The following is a 20810-nucleotide window of genomic DNA, read 5'->3' as shown; positions in this document are numbered from 1 at the left end:
TATCGTACTAGAGTGTTATCGTACTAAAGTGTTATCGTGCTAAAATTCAGAAAATTAAATTGACAAATAAGTTTTTCATCACATACAATAATTATCAATAAGATAGTTAAGGAATGGAATGATCCCATGAGGCATCTAATAATATTCAATCAATTAATCATAAAAGAGGCTGGACTCCAAATCAAATAGATTCGGAATCCAGCCTCTTTCTTTATTATACTACAGTGGTAGAGGAGAGAGACAATATGATCACACTTACAGGTGGAAGCTTAACGTTAGAGCAGATGAAAGATGTATTATATGGCAAGCAAAAGGTTAATGCTTCAGACAAGAGTATGGAAGCTGTTAAGAAGAGCCGTGAAGCAGTAGAAAGAATTGTTTCAGAATCAAAGGTAGTTTATGGAATTACGACTGGATTTGGAAAATTCAGCGATGTACTTATCGATAAGAATCATGTTCAAGACCTGCAGCTTAATTTAATTCGTTCCCATGCGTGCGGGGTAGGTGATCCTTTTCCGGAAATTGTTTCTAAAGCCATGGTCCTTCTTCGGGCTAACGCACTACTAAAGGGCTTTTCTGGAGTTAGACCGATTGTCATTGAAAAGTTATTAGAGTTAGTGAATAAAGATATCATTCCTGTCATCCCACAGCAAGGTTCCCTTGGTGCGAGCGGTGATTTAGCCCCGCTTTCTCACCTTGCCTTAGTTCTAATTGGGGAAGGAGAGGTATTTTACAAAGGTAAGCAAATCGATGCTTTTGATGCGCTCCAGTTAGAAGGGATTTTACCCGTAACATTGGAAGCAAAAGAAGGTCTAGCTCTAATTAATGGTACTCAAGCGATGACAGCAATGGGTGTTATTGGTTACTTGGAGGCAGAACAGTTAGCACATGAAAGTGAGCTGATTGCTGCAATGACAATGGAAGGGTTAAACGGAATTATCGATGCATTCGCAGAAGAAGTTCATGTCGCAAGGGGATACAAACAGCAGATTGACACAGCAGCGAGAATTCGTCGTTATTTAAGCGATAGTTTATTGACAACACAGCAGGGCGAGTTACGGGTTCAAGATGCTTATTCTCTCCGCTGCATTCCACAAGTCCACGGGGCATCTTGGCAGGCCTTGGATTATGTGAAAGAAAAATTAGAGATCGAAATGAATGCAGCAACGGATAATCCATTAATTTTTGATGATGGAGAAAAGGTGATTTCTGGGGGGAACTTCCACGGGCAGCCCATAGCTTTTGCGATGGATTTTATGAAGATTGCCGTAGCGGAACTAGCAAATATCTCGGAAAGACGAATTGAAAGATTAGTCAATCCACAGCTTAATGATTTACCGGCTTTCCTAAGTCCTGAACCTGGTTTGCAATCGGGTGCAATGATTATGCAATATGCGGCAGCAGCGCTTGTTTCAGAAAATAAAACACTCGCACATCCTGCCAGTGTCGACTCGATTCCCTCTTCCGCAAATCAAGAGGATCATGTAAGTATGGGAACAATTGCTTCTAGGCATGCTTATCAAATTATCCAGAACGCACGCAGAGTTATCGCAATTGAACTAATTTGTGCCATGCAGGCGGTTGAAATTCGCGGGATCGAAAAAATGGCATCTCATACCAGGGTTTTTTATGACAAGGGCCGCGAACAGGTAGCTTCGATTAAACAAGACAGGGTGTTTTCCAAGGATATCGAAAGAGCAGCTAATTGGCTTAAAACAATTGAATTTTCACATTTTATTAGAAATTTAAGTATGGAAAAAGGCCAATTCTAGGGATATAAAAAGGCGTGAAGTGCTCACGCCTTTTTACTCTGTCTGATCGGGCAGCAAACGAGCTGTGTCACCGCGATATTCTTCCTCATCTTCCACTCGATTTTTAAATGCTTCCCTTACCACTAGGAATTCTTCGTCTCCAACAGCTTCTTTCGTATGTTTTTCCGTTAAACTGTCTTTTGGAAAATTACCTGGGTGGTTTTTCTTTTTATGTTCAAAATGTTCTCCACGTGCCAAATTCAACACTCCTTTCGTCATCAAAAGTAGCATTCCCTGATTGGAGTGAAAATAATTATTATTAAAAAAGAAAAAGCTGTCTGAAAGTGGAATCTAATAAATAGATTCACTCTTCACCAGCTTTATCTTTCGGGGGATCTGGTTTACACATGCGGTCTAATACATACCCAGCAAACACAATAAACGCAATCGGAATGGAAAAGTTTAATACATGAATAAGGGTCATCGCAATGCTTCACCACCATTATTTTAAAAATTAACAATATTAAGTTTATTATTTCGTTGTTTAATTATATGCTAATTGTCACAGTTTAGACAAATTTTAAAGTCATATGAATTGTAAAATTATTCTAGTTTCCACAAGGAAATAAAGAAATGGCAAGGAATTTCGTCTAAAGCTCTAGACCTTAGTTATGGAACATCAAAGGAGTTAAGCTGTAATTGGTATATTTTTGTAGATATTTGGCATAATTTGTTAGAAAAAAATGTGCAAAAATTAAAATAATGCGACAAATTACAACACCCTACTAAAATAGCACTAGATATAATATCAATGAGGATTAAGTAAATCGACCTATCACATAAGAACGATAAGCTAATACAGTCATACTTAAGTTGTATTAGTATCAGAAAAAGGCAAACCTGTTGAAAAGCAGGGACGCAAAGCCGAGGATCTAAGGCAAGTATGACTTGTTATGATGGCCGGGCTACCTGGAATACACAATGTATTTTAGGAGTGAGAAAAATGGTTATTACAAAAAGTGAAGTAGAAGTAATCGATCAAGAATGGATGGACCTCATATTAGAAGCAAAAGACTTGGGATTATCCATAAAAGCAGTTCGTGACTTCCTTAGCCAACAAGAGGTTATGAGTTAATCACGGAACGACAGTGTACATAAATAAAAAAAGCATTCTACAAATGGGAGTATTTGTAGAATGCTTTTCTTTTTTCAAATTGAAACAGACGTTTTTAAAAAGCAGGTTATTATTTATCGTTTTGATTAATTCGCCACTTGTTAAATTCAAGAAAATCACGAAATTGTTCTTTGGAAACACCAGAATTCATTGCATCTTTGACAAGATTCATCCAATCAATGTCTAATTCCGCTTTATTGACTTCTTCATGTATTAAATGATCAACAGGAATATTTAAGACAACTGCAATTTTTTCAAGAAACTTTATAGAAGGATTCTCTTGTTTGTTATTTTCAAGGTTGCTTAAATAAGATTTTGCCACGCCTGCTTGAGCAGCAAGTTCGGAAAGTGACATTTTCTTTTCTAAGCGAAATTTTTTTACGCGATCACCGATCATAATTCTCACACACCTAATTTTTATTCACTTACATTAATTCTATCAAAAAGAATAGAAAAGCACCATATGAAGAACAAAGGAATATGACAATAAAATGAACTTTGAGAAAAGTTTCACCATATAAAGTATTTTTGAAAAAATCACAGGATAGGGTTAATATTAATAGTGTTGCCAATAGTGGTCAATTGTAATTCACTAAAAGGTATTGCTTTTAGACGAATAACAATTTTGAATATTTTACATAAAAATAAACAAAAAGGAAGGGGACCCTCCTAAAATGATTGTCCTTAAATCACAACGTGAAATTGATGCAATGAAAAAGGCAGGAGAAATACTTGCAGCTTGTCATAAAGAAATCAGAAAATTAATCAAACCAGGTATAACCACTTGGGAAATCGATGTATTTGTTGAAGAATTTCTTAAGAAAAATGGAGCAACACCAGAACAAAAGGGTTATAAGGGTTATGAATATGCAACCTGTGCAAGTATAAATGACGAAATATGCCATGGCTTCCCAAGGAAGGAACCTTTAAAAGATGGGGATATTGTGACAGTGGATATGGTTGTCAATTACAATGGTGCTTTGGCTGATTCCGCCTGGTCTTATGCAGTAGGAAAGGTATCCGAGGAAACCGAACGTCTATTAAATGTTACTAAGGAAGCACTCTATAAAGGGATAGAACAGGCGATTGTCGGCAATCGAATTGGGGATATCGGACACGCAATTCAAACCTATGTTGAAAGCGAAGGTTTTTCTGTTGTTCGAGACTTTATTGGCCATGGGATTGGAGCAGTGATACACGAGAAGCCGGATGTTCCACACTACGGGCTGCCAGGAAAAGGCGCAAGAATTAAAGAAGGTATGGTCTTCACAATTGAACCCATGGTTAATGTAGGTAGATACCAAACGAAGATGGACAACAATGGCTGGACGGCAAGGACCATTGATGGAAAATATTCAGCACAATACGAACATACACTTGCAATTACAAAAGATGGCCCTGTCATCTTAACTGAACAGGATTAAAAACAAACCCGTTATTTGCAATAACGGGTTTTTTAGCTTATTTTTTTCGGAGGCTTCCAAGCTCTTCTACTAAGGCCTGCATTTCATTAGGACTAAATGAATTTTTTCTAAGGACCATATCATAAATCTCTTTTAATTCCTCGTACATTTCTTCATCAAAATGCGAAGGTTTTATGGCTCCAAGGTTTAGGACCTTTAGCTTTTCTTTAATTTGTTCAATCATATATTCGACATTCTCAATCGATTTTTCTGATAAATTCATTTGGGTCACCCTTTCCGCGAGTTAATATGTCCATCTTTTCATGTTGAAAATTATATGTCAATACAAAGTTCCTAGGAAAGACTCCCAATTTAGTAAACCAAAAAAAATGGATAAAAGTATCAGTTGGACTTGCGTGGCCATCCTCTATGAAGGAAAATAAATGAAAGAAGGTTTTGGTATTATTATCAACGGGTATTATTGATGATAATAATAATTAAGATTAAAGGAGAGGTTAACATGACAAAGAAAAATCAATTTTGGCGCGGGATGTTACTTGGAGCACTTGCTGGCGGAGCAATCAGCCTTTTAGATAAACAAACACGAGAAGTGATGAAAGAAAACGTACAAAAAACTACTACTAAAGTTACCTATATCATGAAAAATCCAAGAGAGATTACTGATAAGGTGAAGGAAACTGCAGAAAAATTAAAGACAACCGTTAAGCAGGTCAGTGAAGATATATCTTATATAACAGATAAAGTGGAAGAGTTACGGGAGATAACTCCTCAGGTTACGGACATTTTAAAAGAAACGAAGGAAACATTCTCAAAAAGTGACGAAGCACTCATTATTGAAGAAGTGTTAGGAGAAGAAAAAGAAATTCATTAAAAAAAGGAGGATGAAAATGGAAAAGGTGGGGAATGTTCGCTCATCTTTATTAAAATTACTTTGGCACCGGGTCGATGAAGATGATTTACCTGGATTAAGTGCACAGCTTGCATATTATTTTCTACTGTCCCTGTTTCCGCTCTTGATTGTTTTATTTACACTTCTTCCATATATTCCAATTCCCCATCAGGATATGCTTGGGATCGTAAGGGATTTTGCACCTGTCGAAGCCATGGACCTAATTGAAAAAAACGTCCATGACATAATGAATCATCGGAATGGCGGGTTGTTATCGTTCGGGATCATCGGTACGATTTGGTCGTCATCGAACGGTATTAGTGCGATTGTGAAGGCTTTTAATAAGGCATATAATGTAAAGGAAAGCCGCTCGTTTATTGTCTCAAGAGGGATGGCTATTCTTTTAACTTTTGGAATGATTTTTGTTTTAATTCTGGCGATTGTTCTTCCTGTATTCGGCAGAGAAATAGGTGTTTTTTTATTTTCTCAAATGGGCTACACGACAGAATTTATTAAGGTATGGGATACATTAAGCTGGCTGGTAAGTGCGATTATTTTGTTTCTCATTTTTACAGGATTGTATTGGATTGCACCGAACGTAAAAATAAAATGCCGGAGTGCCTTTCCAGGGGCAGCTTTTGCTACCGTGGGCTGGATTATTTCCTCGATTGGATTAACCTTTTATGTTGGAAATATCAGTAATTATTCGCTCACCTATGGCAGTATAGGGGCAATTATTGTCTTAATGATTTGGTTATACATATCGGCATTTATTATTATATTAGGTGGAGAAATTAATGCTTTTTATAGTGAAAAGAATCGTAAGAATTGCTAATAGTTTCCTTCATGAAAATAGCCCATCTGTTCAAACTAAGATAGAACGCTAACTAACTTCAGGGAGGTTCTTATTATGACAAAGAAGACCAAAAAAGATGGCGGTACAAAGCAAAAAGGTAAAGGTAGTAAAGGAAATAAAACTTCGGGGTCTGCGAACGGCTCGAATGGCTATCACTAATGGGTTAAATCCCATATAAAAATAAAAAGACCGGATGAATGTTCATCCGGTTTTTCACTATTTAAGCAATCGAAGGCTATTTAGAATGACTAAAATGGTACTGCCTTCATGACCGATTACTCCATATGGCAAATCGAGCATCTGAAAGAAATTCGATGCGATCAAGATCATGATTACAGTTATGGAGAAAACCACATTTTGTTTAATGATTCTATTCATGCGTTTGGAAAGATCGATGGCCTCTGCAATTCGCGGCAAATCATTTTTCATTAGGACAATATCAGCAGTCTCAAGGGCAACATCAGTTCCTCCGCCCATGGCAATACCGACATTGGCAATTGCTAGCGCGGGTGCATCATTAATCCCGTCACCTACCATTGCCACAGTTTTATACTTTTCTTTTAAATCCTTAAGTTTTTCTACTTTTACCTCAGGTAAGCATTCGGCGAAAAATTCATCTACATGGCTTTCAGAGGAAATCGCTCGTGCTGTTTTTTCACTATCCCCAGTAAGCATGACCGTATGAATACCTTGCTTTTTTAAATGATCAATGGCAAGTTTTGTTTCCTTGCGAACTACATCCTTCATGGCAATGATCGCACTCAGTTCACCATTTATTTCAATGTATACAAGTGTATTGCCAAGACTTGCAAGATCTTTTGCCTTACCTTCAGCAAACTTGTCAACATAATTATTGCCAATAAAGGCAGCTTTACCAATTTTCCACTGCTCACCATTAATTGTCGCTTTAACACCCCAGCCTGGTACATCCTCAAGACTTTCTGGATAAAGGAGATCCTTATTAATGCTCAATTTAACATAATTCACAATTGCGGTTGCAAGAGGATGGTTAGAATGGCTTTCAATTGAAGCTGCTTTCCAAATAAGGTCCTCTCGATCAAGTCCTTCCTTAACAATCACTTCAGTTACTTCTGGTTTCCCTTTGGTAAGTGTTCCCGTTTTATCAAATGCGATGGCTCCTAGATGGCTTAAATTTTCAAGATGAATACCACCTTTAACCAATATTCCATGTCGCGCTCCATTTGATATGGCGGATAAAGTGGCCGGCATAATGGAAGCAACAAGTGCACATGGGGATGCAACCACCAATAATATCATTGCCCTGTAGAAGGCTTCTTGCCAACTCCAGCCTAACATAAAGTGTGGGAGGAAAAACATTAATAATACAACGGATAGGACTACCTTTACATAGGTTCCTTCAAAACGTTCAATAAACAGCTGTGAGGGTGATTTTTCGCTTTGAGCTGATTGAACAAGCTGTATGATTTTGTGGAAGAGGGTATCATGACTCGCTTTTGTCACTTTAACAGTAATTGAACCAGTCATGTTAACGGTGCCCGCGAAAACCTCCTCCTCAGTTCCTTTTGAAACAGGCATTGATTCACCAGTAATAGCTGCCTCGTCGATATTCGTTTGTCCTTTGATGATGATTCCATCAGAAGGGACTCGCTCTCCAGGCTTAATTAAAATAAAATCACCGACACGAAGCACTGAAACAGGAACCTTTTTTTCATAACCACTTGAGATGAGCAAGGCTTCTTCGGGCTGAAGCTTCATTAAAGAGGAAATTTCCTTGTGGCTTTTATTCATGGTATAGGTTTCTAATGCTCCACTTACAGCAAAAATGAAAATTAGAACGGCACCCTCTGTCCAGTAACCAATAATTGCTGAACCTATGGCAGCAAAAATCATTAGCATTTCCACATTTAATTCTTTATTTTCATAGGTGGCTTCAATGCCTTCTTTAGCCTTGGCAAACCCGCCAATTACAAATGCCAGCAGGTAAGCAATAATGGAATCTGCTCCACTTCCGTACTTATCCAATATCCAGCCAGCAGCAATGAATCCACCGCTTAATCCAGCAGCAATCAATTCTGCATGCGGTTTGATTTTTTCTAAGAAACCTACTTTGTGAATACTCTTTGTTAGAGTCTTTGCTTCTGAATTCATAGGATCTCCCCCTCTCAATTTCCTAGTTGATAAGAATAATCAAAATCAATCCCCTTAAAAAATACGAAAGCTGTCATCAAAGGGATGACAGCAACAATTCTAACTTTTATCATTATTTTCTTTCATCTTACCACATATCTTATGCATTAGATATGAATTTGCTCTACAATAGTGGATTAAGAATTTTGTTGTCCGAAAACCAATAAAGTCTTTTTTCCAAAAGCAAAGATGATAATTGATAAGATTAAAAGCATTGTACTAATTATATAGAAGAAACTCACATTTTCAGAGAATTTAATGAACAATCCCCCGATGATTGGACCACATAAGCTGCCAAGACTAAAAAAGATGCCGCATAACAAATTTCCTGTCGGTAGTAGGTTCTTTGGAACTAAATCGGTCATGTAACTTATGCCAAGCGAGAAGGTCGAACCGACTATCATCCCGGAAATGAGGAAAGATACAAACAGCCCAATAAAGGAATGCTCAAGAAAACTTGCAGCTGTAAAGCTGAAAAATCCAAGAAATAATATAGTTATTAAGATATTTCTACGCCCAACCTTATCACTAATAATTCCTAACGGAAGCTGGGTAATGATACTGCCGATTGCAAAAGCTGATAACACCATTGAAACACTGGAAACGTCGATATTCATTCTTAATGCATAGACAGGGAAACTTCCGTTTAAGGAGGATTCTAAAAAGCCGTAAGAGAATGGAGGTAAGAAAGCAACCCATCCATATTTTAATGCCTTTCTAAACTGCTTGATTGTGGCTAGGAATGAATTGATACCAACTTCTTGTTCAGGTAATTCATTTTTAAGAGTAAAAACAAAGACCCAGCCAATAAAACATAAAATCGAGGAAACAATAAAGGGCAGCGATTGATTTACGTTTACTAATGGTGTCATTAATGGCCCGGAGGCAAAACCAATCCCAAAGAACAGACCATACAGAGAAATATTACGTCCCCGCTTTGCAGCTGGGGAGGAGGAAGTAATCCAAGTCTGTGTGGCAAAATGGAGGAAATGATCGCCAATGCCAATCAGTAATCGTAGCGCAAACCAAAACCAAAATGTCTCCCATATTGGAAATAAAGCAAGTGAAACAATTACGAGCCCGCCACCATAGATAATAACCGGTTTATAACCGTATTTTCTGAGAGGCATTTCCATGAAAGGGGACACAAGTAAAATTCCAATATAAAGTGCTGTAGCATTTAAGCCATTTAATGAAGGAGAAACGCCGCTTTTTTCAAAAATTACTGCGGTGAGCGGCAACAGCATGCCTTGCGAAAAACCAGATATGGCAACTATACTAACAAGAATCCAAAAACGAAGGTTATTTTTATTCATAGAACTTCCTCATTCAAATATTTTTAAATAGTTCCTAAATGATGGTAACGAGAAAATCCGCCATTTGCAAGTGAACAAACTCCCTAGACATTTATGATTAGTTTAGGTAAATTAGGGTACAAAAGGAAAAATTTATATAATAGAAATCCGAGAATTTGGAGGGAATACGGTGAACAAGATTTTTATGCTTATGACACTTATTGGGGTGCCACTTTCAGTTATTGGCTCGCTTATGCACTGGTCAAATATCATCTTATTTATTATTTACTGTTTAACCATAGTTGCATTAGCCAGTTTTATGGGGAGGGCAACAGAAAGTCTCGCAATTGTTGCTGGCCCGCGAATAGGCGGATTATTAAATGCAACCTTCGGAAACGCGGTTGAACTTATTATTTCTATCTTTTCGTTGAAGGCAGGACTCGTTGGTATTGTTCTTGCCTCCTTAACCGGTTCGGTATTAGGAAACTTGCTTCTTGTGGCGGGACTATCTTTCTTTATAGGGGGCATAAAATTTAAGCGGCAGACATTTAATGTGTACGATGCTCGACACAATTCGGGCCTGCTTATGTTTGCTGTTATCATTGCCTTTGTTATTCCCGAAGTTTTTTCGATGAATATGAATGAGACAAAAACTCTTTCCTTAAGTATCGGAATATCAGTCATTCTGATTGTCCTTTATCTAGCGGCCTTATTTTTTAAGCTGGTCACCCATCGAGGTGTGTATCAGCCTAGTACTGAAAAAGTGGCGCATGAGGAAGAAATACCAGAATGGAGTAAAGGGAAAGCGATCGCTGTCCTTTTCATCGCTACCATAGCTGTTGCTTATATTTCCGAGCATCTTGTTCATACCTTTGAATATGTAGGTGAAACTCTCGGTTGGTCTGAATTATTTATCGGGGTAATTATCGTGGCAATTGTTGGTAATGCAGCAGAGCATGCTTCGGCTATAGTGATGGCATTTAAAAACAAAATGGATATTGCGGTGGAAATCGCAATTGGTTCTACCCTACAAGTGGCTATGTTCGTCTTACCTGTACTTGTTCTGATCTCTCTTTTCTTTGATACCACGATGCCGCTTCTTTTCAGCTGGCAGGAATTAATTGCCATGGTTTCATCGGTTCTCCTTATGGTTGTTATCTCTAACGATGGAGAATCCAATTGGTTTGAAGGGTTAACTTTACTGGCAGCCTATTTGATTATGGGAATTGGTTTTTACTTACTCTAATTTACATTAAAGAGACTCTAAGCCTAATGGATTAGAGTCTCCTTTGAAATATATACTATTTTTAAATTCTTCCATGTACGGAGTTAATGATCTTGCTTGGACTATAATAATAAAATATCTTTTTTGTAGGGTTAAGTATCAATCGCTTTTCTTTGGGCCATCAATCACCAACCTTCATGTTTATTTAGATACATGAACACGAGTGTTGAATCTCATATAAGACGGGAATCCCAACCTCCTTAATATTAATTAGGTAAATGGATAGCAGATTGATTACAGCCCTCCTTACTTGATAGGTTAAGTATATTATATAACGAAATTGTAATTTTGTAAATGTTCTGATTATTACATTTATGTTACTTTTCCCCTAAAAGGAGCCACAAATGAAATTATTAATTAGGTTTTTATTTTTTATTTTCGGTTTAACTATTATGACTTTTGGAGTATGTATGACCATTGAAGTAGCCGATATTGGTGTAGGTGCATGGGACGCACTTAATGTAAGCCTAACTGAAAAGGTTGGGTTATCAGTGGGAAAATGGGTGATGATCGATGGAGCGGTTTTAGTCATCGTTGTATCTCTTTTATTAAAAAAAAGACCGGATCTGCTTTCATTACTAACTATTATTATCATTGGTTCCTTAGTGGATTTTTGGTTAGACACTGTTTTTGATTTATTTCAAGTCAACCAACTTAAGGGGAAAATCGGGATGTTATTGATGGGCATCTTGATTATTGGATTTGGGGCAGCCATTTATATTCAGGCTAAGTTTCCACAAAGTCCAATCGATAATTTTATGTTGGCAATCAAGGAACGTTTTCATGTTAATTTAATGGTTGCGAAAACGATTGGGGAAATTACAGCCTTAATTCCTGCAATTTTTCTGCATGGGCCTATTTCATACGGGACCCTTATTATCACTTTTACGGTAGGGCCGGCCATTCAATTGTTTTTTCCATTTTTTGAAAAATTAATGGTCCGTCTTCAGGCGAAATAATGAAATTACTTGCTTGGATGGATAAAATATATCAACTCCGAAAAAACTACTAGCAGACTGATTAATGCTATTTAGTGAAAGGAGTTTAACTCGTGAAGAGAAATATCTCTGTTCTTATGACACTGCTATTAATGTTAACTTTTATTCCGTCAGGGTATGCACAAAAGGTTCCGGTGAAAAAAGTCTCGGTTAAATATCAAGTTCCAGCTTCGGTTCGGAATATCACCAAGGAAAATACTTATCCGAATTCGACACAGGATCTGCCATTACTGCAACCAAGTGATTTAACTAAGAAGTTGATTAATTCTTCAAAGGTCAAAATTGAAAATCCTGATTTGATTCGGATGTTGAATGAATCGAGTATTAATAGCACACCATTTGCGATTGGTTATCGCGCTATCGTCTACTTAGGCCAGTGGCCGTTGAATTACGAATCAACCGAAACTTCCCCTAATTGGGAGTTCCAAAAAATAAACACAAATTATTTCGATAATCGTGGCGGAAAGGTGCCATATCAGATTAAGTATGTTCAGGAGTCGCAAAAAATCATCAGAGGCGGCCTAACGGCAAAAATCGCCAATGCCGAAGATGTGAAAAAAATGATGCTATTAAAGGCGATGGAAAAAACGAATCTTCCACTTTCATTTGATACGATTATTGGAGCAGGCACAAAGAATGATCATATTTATAACATCCCTCCTAACCGCCTAGGCTATTTATACGCTTATGCACCAGGTGTGAATGAAAAAGGAAAAGTAACCTACGGTGAGGTCTACTTAATGCTAAAAGGAAGTAAAAAGTTTATCGTAATTAAAAATGTCACGTCCCAAGGAATTGGTGCATGGATCCCTGTACAGGATTATGTTTCCTTTGGATTTGCCGCATCTGAAAGACCAAGATGACTTTAAAATTGAGGACTCCTCCGTACAGGAGTCTTTTTATTTTTTAAAAATAGGGCAAAATAATAATAATCGATTGTCAAAGTTTAAATTTTTCGGTAGGATGAGAACGTTAACGAAAAGGAGTGAATCAGTTTGGGTAATCCAATTGAAGATAAAAATACACAAGTGAATTTTTTAAAACAACGTTTAAACATGTTCATTGATGTACTCGATGCCATTGATCCTGAAGATACGGATCTTGAAGATATTGACCGCTTAATTTCAATGTTAGATGATATGGAATCAAAATGCAGAGAATTTAATAATCGCGAAGTGAGTGAGTCTGTTTAATCAACAGGCTCTTTTTTTATTTTGGAGGGAGGTGAGTTTCTTTATCCAAAATTTACATGGTTTTTTTCCCGATTAACATGGCAACGGTTGCAAGCTAATCCTTTAATTCTAGAGGGTATAGGAGTATAATATAAACGTGCAAAAACGTTGAAAATTGAAAAGACTATTGGGGAACATAGGGAGAGGGGTACTCGAATTGAATATTTCTAAATTTCAAGAAAGCATGTACAAGCTAGTCGTAGAAACATCAACAAAACTTCCTAAGGATGTACGCCGGGCCGTTAAAAGGGCGAAGGAAATAGAAAACGCGGGAACAAGTGCGGCGATGAGCCTTGCGACGATTACAAACAATATCAAAATGGCAGACGACCAAGTGTCACCCATCTGCCAGGACACTGGTTTACCAACCTTTAAAATCAAAACGCCAGTTGGTGTAAACCAGTTAGTAATTAAAGAAGCGATTCGCAATGGCATTGTTTTAGCAACAAAAGAAGGAAAATTACGCCCGAACTCGGTTGATTCACTCACAGGTGAAAATAGTGGTGATAATCTTGGTGCAGGGGTGCCGGTTATCAAATTTGACCAATGGGAAAAAGACTATATCGACGTTCGTCTTATATTAAAAGGCGGCGGTTGTGAAAATAAAAACATTCAATACAGTCTTCCATGTGAAATAGACGGTCTAGGCCGCGCTGGACGTGACCTTGATGGAATCCGTAAGTGTGTCATGCATTCCGTATATCAAGCACAAGGACAAGGCTGCAGTGCTGGCTTTATTGGTGTTGGGATTGGCGGCGACCGTTCCTCCGGATATGATTTAGCCAAAGAGCAGCTATTTCGTTCCGTTGAAGATGTGAACCCAAATGAAGAACTTCGCAAGTTAGAAGAATATGTTATGGAAAATGCAAATAAATTAGGAATTGGCACCATGGGCTTTGGCGGTGAGGCAACTCTTTTAGGCTGTAAAGTCGGTGTGATGAATCGTATTCCTGCAAGTTTCTATGTGTCTGTTGCTTACAATTGTTGGGCATTCCGACGTTTAGGTGTGAGTGTGAACGCGGAAACAGGCGAAATTAATGAATGGATGTACCAAGACGGGGAATTCATTGATTTTGCTGAGGGAGAGGCAGCGAAGGAAACGGCAGCTTCATCTGAGGGTGTTATCACGCTTGAGGCGCCAATTTCCGAAGAACAGATCCGTGCTCTTAAAGTTGGAGATGTCGTTCAAATTAACGGCATGATGTACACAGGCCGTGATGCAATTCATAAGTATCTAAGTGATCACGAGGCACCTGTTGATTTAAATGGACAAGTTATTTATCATTGCGGTCCGGTAATGTTAAAGGATGACGCTGGTGAGTGGCATGTTAAAGCTGCGGGTCCGACAACAAGTATTCGTGAGGAACCTTACCAAGGTGATATCATGAAGAAGTTCGGAATCCGCGCTGTCATCGGTAAAGGCGGGATGGGCCCGAAAACATTGGCAGCGTTGGAAGAGCACGGAGGTGTGTACCTGAATGCGATTGGCGGTGCGGCCCAGTATTATGCAGATTGTATTAAATCTGTGGAGGGTGTGGATTTAATGCAATTTGGTATTCCAGAAGCGATGTGGCATCTGCGTGTAGAGGGCTTCACAGCCGTAGTAACCATGGACTCGCACGGAAACAGCTTGCACGCCGACGTTGATAAATCTTCCTTAGAAAAATTAGCTCAGTTTAAGGAACCGGTTTTTAAATAAGGTATTTTTGGGATAGGCGCTTTGGGCGTCTATCTTTTTTAATTTGAAGAGCAATTAGTGAGGAAGGAGATAAAACTGGGAATTAGATGCCATTTTTTGAAAAATAAAGTCCCTGTTTTGTAAAATTAATCTTAATTTTGGTCGAATAACCTGGTTTTATTTTCAATGTTGGAAATATTTCCCAATAATTGTTCGATTCCTAGCTTTTTATGAAAAATAAATTGAATAATTGTATAATAAATCTTTTTTATCGTGTAATTATCTACCGATATGTAAAATTCCCCTTTCATCTTTTGTCTATCACATTATAATTAACAAAATTCATAAATACTTCATACACGAAATAAGGAAAACATGTTATAAATAAGCGAAACAATTTCTAGATTTACTATGGGAGGTATTAATTTGTTTGTTAAAGAACTAACACTTCCGCTTAATCTCTTAAAAGCCGAAGCATTGGAAAAAAGAATGCCCTTAAATCATCCCAAACTTAATGCTTTAAGGCTATTCATTAAAAATTTACGATCTGGATATAATGGAGAAAGAAAAATACATTACTATCTAGGACAAATTCCCCCAAAAAGGTTTCTCATTTTCCACGACTTGCGTCTCCCGTATGGAGAAGGATACTTTCAAATCGATGCCCTGCTACTTTCCCCAAGAGGTATTCTCATGATTGATGGAAAAAACCATTCTGGTAAACTTACAATCGAAAAAAATCAGATGATTCAAGATTATTTGGACAATAGGGTCATTTATGAAAATCCAATCGCACAGGCACAACGCCATAACTTACTATTGACATATTTTCTAGAAAAACACCAAATCCCTCCAATCCCAATCGACTCCTTAGTTTCTATTTGTAAATCATCCACTGAGGTATGTATTAGTCCTGGATACACAGCTGCTCAAAAGAAGGTTTGCCGAGTAGGTGATTTACTTGGAAAAATCGATGTATTTTATCATCAACAGAATAAGAACCAGATTGATAATAAAACCATTGAGAAAATAAAAAAGCTCTTTTTAAAGAACCACACTCCTCTAATTACAGACATTCTTCAAAAATTTGGTATTATAAAATCTGAAATTATAACTGGAGTTCAATGTCCCAATTGCTTCCAATTTCCAATGAAATATAAGAGGAAAATATGGTGTTGTCCTACTTGTCAATTTATTTCACAAGATGCGTACATAGATGCGATAAGAGAGTATTTCTTTCTACACACTCCATCATTTACAAACATGGAAATACGGAATTTCCTCCATCTTCCATCAACAAGAATAACCGCGTATTTTCTTTCCTCATTAAACTTCCCTAATACTGGAACAACTAAGGGGCGGATTTATTATCCGCCTAAAAATTTCCTTTAAATACTAATAATCTTTTCTCTCCAATAACAAATAATAAAAAAAACAAAAATAGGGGGAACATGGATGAAAAGATTATTGTGCATCCTCAGTATGCTGCTCGTTTTGATACCTCAGAGTACATATGCGGCTGTTTCTAATCAGCCGATTCATTGGGGTTTTAAAAAGGGGGTTAACGAACAGCCTGCAGAAGCAGGGGCCGAGCTTGATCAGTTGATCGAACAATACGGGGCTTTTTACAAAAGTGACCCTAATAAAAAGACGATTTATCTTACCTTCGATAACGGATATGAACAAGGTTATACCCCTCAGATTCTTGATATTTTAAAAAAGGAAAAGGTCCCTGCAACATTCTTTGTAACTGGACATTACTTGCTCTCAGCAGGGGATATAGTTAAAAGGATGGTAAAAGAAGGGCATATTGTTGGTAACCATTCGTGGCATCATCCAGACCTTACAGCTGTAAGTGACGAAAGGATACGTGAAGAGCTGGAAAAGGTCCGCGTTAAAACGAAAGAATTAACAGGTCAAAAGGAAATGAAATATCTCCGACCGCCTAAAGGAGTCTTTAGTCAGCGAACGATGCAAATTGCTAAAGAAGAAGGTTATACACATGTTTTCTGGTCCCTTGCCTTTGTCGATTGGAATGTGAACCAGCAAAAAGGCTGGCAATATTCCTACGACAATATCATGAGACAAATCCATCCCGGTTGTATACTGCTATTACACACAGTTTCAAAAGACAATGCCGATGCACTTGAAAAGGCGATTCAGGACTTAAAGAAAAAAGGCTACAAGTTCAAAAGCCTGGATAAGTTTCCGAAGAAAAAATAATCAAAGCTAAAGGCGAATTTATTCAAAAATTCGCCTTTTAATGATTCATTTTATCAATGCCGAATCATGGAGATTCGGTTTTTCTATATAAATCATGCTATAATACGGGGTAAAATTAAAATGAAACTATCTGTAATGAAGAAACAGTTACTAGGGTTCTTTGAATTTATGGAATAATTTGGAGTGAAATAGATGAAAACTGATCAAAATATCAAAATCGAATTAAATCAAACCTTCCCGCTAACCATCAAAAGGCTTGGAATTAATGGGGAAGGCGTCGGCTATTTTAAAAAGCAAGTTGTCTTTGTGCCGGGAGCCCTTCCAGGTGAAGAAGTTGTCGTAGAGGCAATGAAGATTAACCCTAAATTTGCTGAGGCAAAAATCAAAAAAATCCGGATTAAATCCCCGCATCGTGTACTGCCACTATGCCCGGTGTATGATCAATGCGGTGGATGTCAGCTACAGCATTTGAAATACGACCAACAGCTTAAGGAAAAACGTGATATCATCATTCAATCATTGGAGCGCCATACCAAAGTTGACATCAACAAGCTCGAAATTCGTGAAACAATTGGGATGGAAGACCCATGGGGATATAGAAACAAGAGCAGTTTTCAAGTCAAGGCAATCGATGGCAAGGTACTCGCCGGACTTTATGGCCTTAATTCCCATCAATTGATTAACATTGACGAATGTGCTGTGCAGCATGCACAAACAAATGAGGCAACCTCTGAAGTGAAACGGATTTTAGAGGAATTAAAAATTCCGATTTATAATGAAAAATCTAGAAAAGGTATTATTCGAACCATTGTTACTCGTGTCGGCATTCAAACAGGGGAACTGCAAATAGTTCTAATAACTACACAAAAAGAATTGCCGAAAGTGAACGTCATCATTCAGGAAATCCAAAAGCGTCTTCCGAATGTAAAATCAATTGTGCAGAATATAAATGGACAAAAAACATCACTAATTTTTGGTGATGAAACCTTGCCATTAGCTGGTGAAGATTTTATCCAAGAAACCTTGGGAGACTTACAATTCGAGCTTTCGGCAAGGACCTTCTTCCAGTTAAATCCTGTGCAGACAGTAAAACTTTATAATGAAGTGAAAAAAGCAGCGGCTCTAACTGGCCAAGAAAAAGTCCTCGATGCCTATTGTGGAGTGGGAACTATTGGCTTATGGCTTGCTGACCAGGCAGCCGAAGTCCGTGGGATGGACGTCATCACGGAATCGATTGAAGACGCCAAGAAAAACGCGAAGCGCCACGGATTTACCAATACTAAATACGTGCCTGGCAAGGCAGAAGAGGTCCTTCCTAAATGGGTCAAAAAGGGTTGGAAGCCAGATGTCATTGTAGTCGATCCACCTAGAACAGGCCTAGAGGGGCAGCTCATCCAAACCATCCTTCAGGCAGAATCAAAAAAGTTGATATACATCTCATGTAATCCTTCAACTTTGGCTAAGGACATTCAGAACTTAAGCGCGAAATATGAAGTAAAATATATCCAACCAGTGGACATGTTCCCGCACACGGCACACGTGGAGTGCGTGTCGCTTTTAACCTTGATATGACAAGGGTTCAGAGGGGTTAGTTGCTCACATGCCCACTTTTTGACCACATTAAGAGAAATTTGTTTTTTGTAACGCATTTCCGAATTTGTCGGCTGTATTTTTTTGCATATCTGGTGTAACATGAGAATAAGTATCTAATGTCATTGTGACGGTGGAATGCCCTAAACGTTCACTAACAATTTTAGGATTTTCCCCTAATTTCAAAAGTATGGTTGCGTGAGTGTGTCGGAGATCGTGGAGGCGAATCTTTGGCACACTCGCTTTTTTTATCAAGGCATCAAAGTGAGTTGCTAATGTTCGTGGATAGATAGGTCTGCCATCTTCCCGACAACAAACTAAATCCATATCGTGATATTCAGAACCTAAAGCTAGTTTGAATTGATTTTGCTGTGCTTTGTATCGTTTTAATTCAGCTGTTAAATCATCGTCAATCGAGATTAAGCGTTTGGATGAAGCCGTTTTTAAATCGGAAAACCGAAAGCCTTCATCATCATAAACCAGAGATTGAGTAACACTGATTTTTTGCTCCTGTAAATCAACATCTTGCCAGCGTAACCCAAGCACCTCGCCACGCCTCATGCCTGTGTGAATAGCAATTTTCAAAACCATATAGTAAATGGCACTATCGAATTTTGCAAAATGTAAAAAACGATTCACTTCTTCGATGGTCCACGTTGTTTGGTCCCTTCGTCTTGCTCGTGGAACTTCAACATGCTGCAGGGGATTCTTCATTAATCGTTCTGTTTTTACAGCATGTTCGGTAGCACCGTTTATAATAGTAAATAAATACTCAATGTATCTTGGTGTAAGTCCTTCTTCAATTAATTCATTGATATATTTTTGGATAGTTGAGTGATTAATTTCCTTTACTTTCATTTGTCCTAATGCCGGAATGATCCTGGTATTAGCTGCACGGAAGTAATTTTTGAAAGTGGTATCCCTTACCCTCACTTTGGATAAATCTAACCACTCTTCCACCAAATCCTTTAATAACAAATCTTTTGAATCCACAAAAACACCTTTTGATAACTCGGTGATTAATTCTGCACATGCTTCTTGTGCGGCTTTCTTTGTTTTGAAACCACTCTTTGTTTTTTGTGTTCTTTTCCCTGTTGCTGGATCACGACCTATATCAATTGTAAAACTCCACTTATCGCCACGCTTGCGAAAGTACCCTTTCATGCTGTTTTAACATCTCCTTTGATGTTTATCTTTCCTGTTCCTATAAGAATAATGTTGTTTTCAATTTTGATAGCAACTCCTCTAGGTATATGTTCACAATAAACAATTTTTTCCAACGTAATCCCCCCTCAAAAGTAACGGAACACATGTTCTCTTTTAGCTCCTAATTAATTATAGCACGCTTTAGTTAACTAAAGGAGAGTGGAATGTTGGATTATTTTCGACATTTTTCGACATTCAGTCTGTATAGGTATATTTTATCAGTGTTCTCAGATGGAGAATGGAATCATTTACCGTTTTTCCTATACTCTTCGATCCATTCCAGGACTTGTTCGGTAGTAATTCCTTTGTGCTTCATTTCATTAAATAGTTGAATCCATTCTACTCCTGCTTCTTTAAGCTCGTTTGGCACATAGATTTTATTCTCTTCAAAAAAGTCCCCAGCAGATATACCTAAAACCTCTGCACACTTTGCGAAAAAATCCACGCTTCCTCTTTTTTCACCTTTTTCAATATGTGAAACGTATGAAGGGGAGTATTCAATTCTTCTTGCGAATTCTCTTAGGCTTAATTGTGATTGCAAACGTAATTTCTTTAATTTACTTCCTGCTATTTTTGAGTCTGGCATAACACCCCTCCTTCTCATCAAATAAACTATACCATATTATGTGCGATATGTTGACTGTCAATGAACACTTAAGAATTGTTAAGATTATTTAAAATTAATTAAAATTAACTGTTGACTATTAGAGAACGCCCTGTTTATAATAAGGATATCGAAAGTGTTCACCGAAAGAGAACGCTTAGATGGAAAATTTTTTAGATTAAATGTTCTCTGTTTGAGAACAAAGGAGAGGAGAAACAAATGAAAAACACAACAGATTATCCACTAATACTTACTGCAGATCACATCTCTGAAATTATGGGGGTCAGCAAACGCATAGCATACGAAATGATGGAGTACAAAGGATTTCCACTTATCCGGGTTGGTCGATTAAAAAGAGTGAACAAAGAAGCGTTTTTTGGATGGTTAGAAAATCAAGCCAATTAAAGAGAAAGTGTCTAAGAATTTGCACAGCGCA

21 protein-coding genes and 1 riboswitch are annotated in these 20810 nt (G+C 37.8%); of the genes, 14 read left to right on the top strand and 7 right to left on the bottom strand.

From position 1 onward, the window contains the following. Window positions 1-245: 245 nt before the first annotated feature. Entirely contained in the window at window positions 246-1772 is a 1527-nt protein-coding gene (gene hutH, locus QF028_RS21980) for a histidine ammonia-lyase (protein ID WP_429468782.1), read from the top strand. A gap of 33 nt (window positions 1773-1805) precedes the next feature. Here the strand turns inward: hutH and QF028_RS21975 are convergent, their stop codons facing one another. Then, window positions 1806-2018, bottom strand: a complete 213-nt coding sequence (locus QF028_RS21975; protein WP_429472451.1) for a hypothetical protein — start codon at window positions 2016-2018, stop codon at window positions 1806-1808. Window positions 2019-2634: 616 nt separating this feature from the next. After that, window positions 2635-2724: riboswitch (cyclic di-GMP riboswitch) on the top strand. Window positions 2725-2754: 30 nt separating this feature from the next. Between QF028_RS21975 and QF028_RS21970 the strand changes: the two genes are divergently transcribed. Further along, window positions 2755-2886: an anti-repressor SinI family protein gene (locus QF028_RS21970; RefSeq protein WP_168242216.1), complete on the top strand. Its 132-nt coding sequence runs from the start codon at window positions 2755-2757 to the stop codon at window positions 2884-2886. 109 nt (window positions 2887-2995) lie between these two features. On the opposite strand, the gene QF028_RS21965 is transcribed toward QF028_RS21970, so the two are convergent. Next, complete coding sequence (locus tag QF028_RS21965; RefSeq protein ID WP_429468779.1) at window positions 2996-3322, bottom strand: helix-turn-helix domain-containing protein; 327 nt, start codon at window positions 3320-3322, stop codon at window positions 2996-2998. A 277-nt stretch (window positions 3323-3599) separates the two neighbouring features. Here QF028_RS21965 and map point away from each other — a divergent pair, with 277 nt between their 5' ends. Then, window positions 3600-4349, top strand: a complete 750-nt coding sequence (map, locus tag QF028_RS21960; RefSeq protein WP_429468776.1) for a type I methionyl aminopeptidase — start codon at window positions 3600-3602, stop codon at window positions 4347-4349. A gap of 37 nt (window positions 4350-4386) precedes the next feature. Here map and QF028_RS21955 read toward each other — a convergent pair whose 3' ends face one another. Further along, a complete protein-coding gene (locus QF028_RS21955) occupies window positions 4387-4611 on the bottom strand; it encodes a DUF1128 domain-containing protein (RefSeq protein ID WP_066251264.1) in 225 nt (74 codons plus the stop codon). Between the two features lie 237 nt (window positions 4612-4848). Between QF028_RS21955 and QF028_RS21950 the strand changes: the two genes are divergently transcribed. Further along, on the top strand, window positions 4849-5220 hold the full coding sequence (locus QF028_RS21950) for a YtxH domain-containing protein (protein WP_429468772.1): 372 nt from the start codon (window positions 4849-4851) through the stop codon (window positions 5218-5220). Window positions 5221-5236: 16 nt separating this feature from the next. Beyond that, window positions 5237-6073 carry a YihY/virulence factor BrkB family protein gene (locus QF028_RS21945; RefSeq protein WP_215012121.1) on the top strand — a complete coding sequence of 279 codons (837 nt, stop codon included), beginning with the start codon at window positions 5237-5239 and terminating at the stop codon, window positions 6071-6073. Between the two features lie 237 nt (window positions 6074-6310). Here QF028_RS21945 and QF028_RS21940 read toward each other — a convergent pair whose 3' ends face one another. Further along, a complete protein-coding gene (locus QF028_RS21940; protein ID WP_429468769.1) occupies window positions 6311-8224 on the bottom strand; it encodes a heavy metal translocating P-type ATPase in 1914 nt (637 codons plus the stop codon). A gap of 176 nt (window positions 8225-8400) precedes the next feature. Continuing rightward, window positions 8401-9579: an MFS transporter gene (locus tag QF028_RS21935; RefSeq protein WP_429468766.1), complete on the bottom strand. Its 1179-nt coding sequence runs from the start codon at window positions 9577-9579 to the stop codon at window positions 8401-8403. A 184-nt stretch (window positions 9580-9763) separates the two neighbouring features. Between QF028_RS21935 and cax the strand changes: the two genes are divergently transcribed. From cax to rlmD, 8 genes are all read left to right on the top strand, one after another. Next, window positions 9764-10804, top strand: a complete 1041-nt coding sequence (gene cax, locus QF028_RS21930) for a calcium/proton exchanger (RefSeq protein WP_429472449.1) — start codon at window positions 9764-9766, stop codon at window positions 10802-10804. 383 nt (window positions 10805-11187) lie between these two features. Further along, on the top strand, window positions 11188-11802 hold the full coding sequence (locus tag QF028_RS21925; RefSeq protein WP_215006073.1) for a YczE/YyaS/YitT family protein: 615 nt from the start codon (window positions 11188-11190) through the stop codon (window positions 11800-11802). Window positions 11803-11933: 131 nt separating this feature from the next. Then, on the top strand, window positions 11934-12704 hold the full coding sequence (locus tag QF028_RS21920) for a YfkD famly protein (protein WP_251033171.1): 771 nt from the start codon (window positions 11934-11936) through the stop codon (window positions 12702-12704). 132 nt (window positions 12705-12836) lie between these two features. Beyond that, window positions 12837-13034: an SE1561 family protein gene (locus QF028_RS21915; protein ID WP_088085809.1), complete on the top strand. Its 198-nt coding sequence runs from the start codon at window positions 12837-12839 to the stop codon at window positions 13032-13034. Between the two features lie 196 nt (window positions 13035-13230). Further along, on the top strand, window positions 13231-14772 hold the full coding sequence (locus QF028_RS21910; RefSeq protein ID WP_429468763.1) for a fumarate hydratase: 1542 nt from the start codon (window positions 13231-13233) through the stop codon (window positions 14770-14772). 405 nt (window positions 14773-15177) lie between these two features. Continuing rightward, on the top strand, window positions 15178-16143 hold the full coding sequence (locus QF028_RS21905; protein ID WP_429468760.1) for a nuclease-related domain-containing protein: 966 nt from the start codon (window positions 15178-15180) through the stop codon (window positions 16141-16143). A gap of 63 nt (window positions 16144-16206) precedes the next feature. Continuing rightward, window positions 16207-16974, top strand: a complete 768-nt coding sequence (gene pdaA / locus QF028_RS21900; RefSeq protein ID WP_429468757.1) for a delta-lactam-biosynthetic de-N-acetylase — start codon at window positions 16207-16209, stop codon at window positions 16972-16974. A gap of 192 nt (window positions 16975-17166) precedes the next feature. Continuing rightward, window positions 17167-18546 carry a 23S rRNA (uracil(1939)-C(5))-methyltransferase RlmD gene (gene rlmD / locus QF028_RS21895; protein ID WP_429468755.1) on the top strand — a complete coding sequence of 460 codons (1380 nt, stop codon included), beginning with the start codon at window positions 17167-17169 and terminating at the stop codon, window positions 18544-18546. Window positions 18547-18594: 48 nt separating this feature from the next. Here rlmD and QF028_RS21890 read toward each other — a convergent pair whose 3' ends face one another. Together QF028_RS21890 and QF028_RS21885 are read right to left on the bottom strand one after the other, a co-directional pair. Further along, the gene (locus tag QF028_RS21890; RefSeq protein WP_429468753.1) at window positions 18595-19728 is read right to left on the bottom strand and encodes a tyrosine-type recombinase/integrase; all 1134 of its coding nucleotides are present in this window, start codon (window positions 19726-19728) and stop codon (window positions 18595-18597) included. A 286-nt stretch (window positions 19729-20014) separates the two neighbouring features. Continuing rightward, on the bottom strand, window positions 20015-20356 hold the full coding sequence (locus QF028_RS21885; protein WP_429468750.1) for a helix-turn-helix domain-containing protein: 342 nt from the start codon (window positions 20354-20356) through the stop codon (window positions 20015-20017). A gap of 237 nt (window positions 20357-20593) precedes the next feature. On the opposite strand from QF028_RS21885, the gene QF028_RS21880 reads away from it, so the two are divergent. Continuing rightward, entirely contained in the window at window positions 20594-20779 is a 186-nt protein-coding gene (locus QF028_RS21880) for an excisionase family DNA-binding protein (protein WP_429468748.1), read from the top strand. Window positions 20780-20810: the final 31 nt, after the last annotated feature.

Source organism: Neobacillus sp. B4I6, assembly GCF_050434045.1.
Classification (GTDB): domain Bacteria; phylum Bacillota; class Bacilli; order Bacillales; family Cytobacillaceae; genus Neobacillus.
The sequence above is the reverse complement of the archived record's forward strand: the minus strand, read 5'-3'. Positions and strand labels throughout refer to the sequence as shown.

Excerpts from the sequence above, each read along its gene's own strand:
- QF028_RS21890 (WP_429468753.1), bottom strand. The coding sequence starts at position 19,728 with ATGAAAGGGTACTTTCGCAAGCGTGGCGATAAGTGGAGTTTTACAATT.
- map (WP_429468776.1), top strand. The coding sequence starts at position 3,600 with ATGATTGTCCTTAAATCACAACGTGAAATTGATGCAATGAAAAAGGCA.
- QF028_RS21955 (WP_066251264.1), bottom strand. The coding sequence starts at position 4,611 with ATGAATTTATCAGAAAAATCGATTGAGAATGTCGAATATATGATTGAA.
- QF028_RS21920 (WP_251033171.1), top strand. The coding sequence starts at position 11,934 with ATGTTAACTTTTATTCCGTCAGGGTATGCACAAAAGGTTCCGGTGAAA.
- QF028_RS21885 (WP_429468750.1), bottom strand. The coding sequence starts at position 20,356 with ATGCCAGACTCAAAAATAGCAGGAAGTAAATTAAAGAAATTACGTTTG.
- QF028_RS21880 (WP_429468748.1), top strand. The coding sequence starts at position 20,594 with ATGAAAAACACAACAGATTATCCACTAATACTTACTGCAGATCACATC.
- QF028_RS21940 (WP_429468769.1), bottom strand. The coding sequence starts at position 8,224 with ATGAATTCAGAAGCAAAGACTCTAACAAAGAGTATTCACAAAGTAGGT.
- QF028_RS21945 (WP_215012121.1), top strand. The coding sequence starts at position 5,237 with ATGGAAAAGGTGGGGAATGTTCGCTCATCTTTATTAAAATTACTTTGG.
- QF028_RS21935 (WP_429468766.1), bottom strand. The coding sequence starts at position 9,579 with ATGAATAAAAATAACCTTCGTTTTTGGATTCTTGTTAGTATAGTTGCC.
- pdaA (WP_429468757.1), top strand. The coding sequence starts at position 16,207 with ATGAAAAGATTATTGTGCATCCTCAGTATGCTGCTCGTTTTGATACCT.
- QF028_RS21925 (WP_215006073.1), top strand. The coding sequence starts at position 11,188 with ATGAAATTATTAATTAGGTTTTTATTTTTTATTTTCGGTTTAACTATT.
- hutH (WP_429468782.1), top strand. The coding sequence starts at position 246 with ATGATCACACTTACAGGTGGAAGCTTAACGTTAGAGCAGATGAAAGAT.
- QF028_RS21970 (WP_168242216.1), top strand. The coding sequence starts at position 2,755 with ATGGTTATTACAAAAAGTGAAGTAGAAGTAATCGATCAAGAATGGATG.
- QF028_RS21950 (WP_429468772.1), top strand. The coding sequence starts at position 4,849 with ATGACAAAGAAAAATCAATTTTGGCGCGGGATGTTACTTGGAGCACTT.
- rlmD (WP_429468755.1), top strand. The coding sequence starts at position 17,167 with ATGAAAACTGATCAAAATATCAAAATCGAATTAAATCAAACCTTCCCG.
- cax (WP_429472449.1), top strand. The coding sequence starts at position 9,764 with ATGCTTATGACACTTATTGGGGTGCCACTTTCAGTTATTGGCTCGCTT.
- QF028_RS21965 (WP_429468779.1), bottom strand. The coding sequence starts at position 3,322 with ATGATCGGTGATCGCGTAAAAAAATTTCGCTTAGAAAAGAAAATGTCA.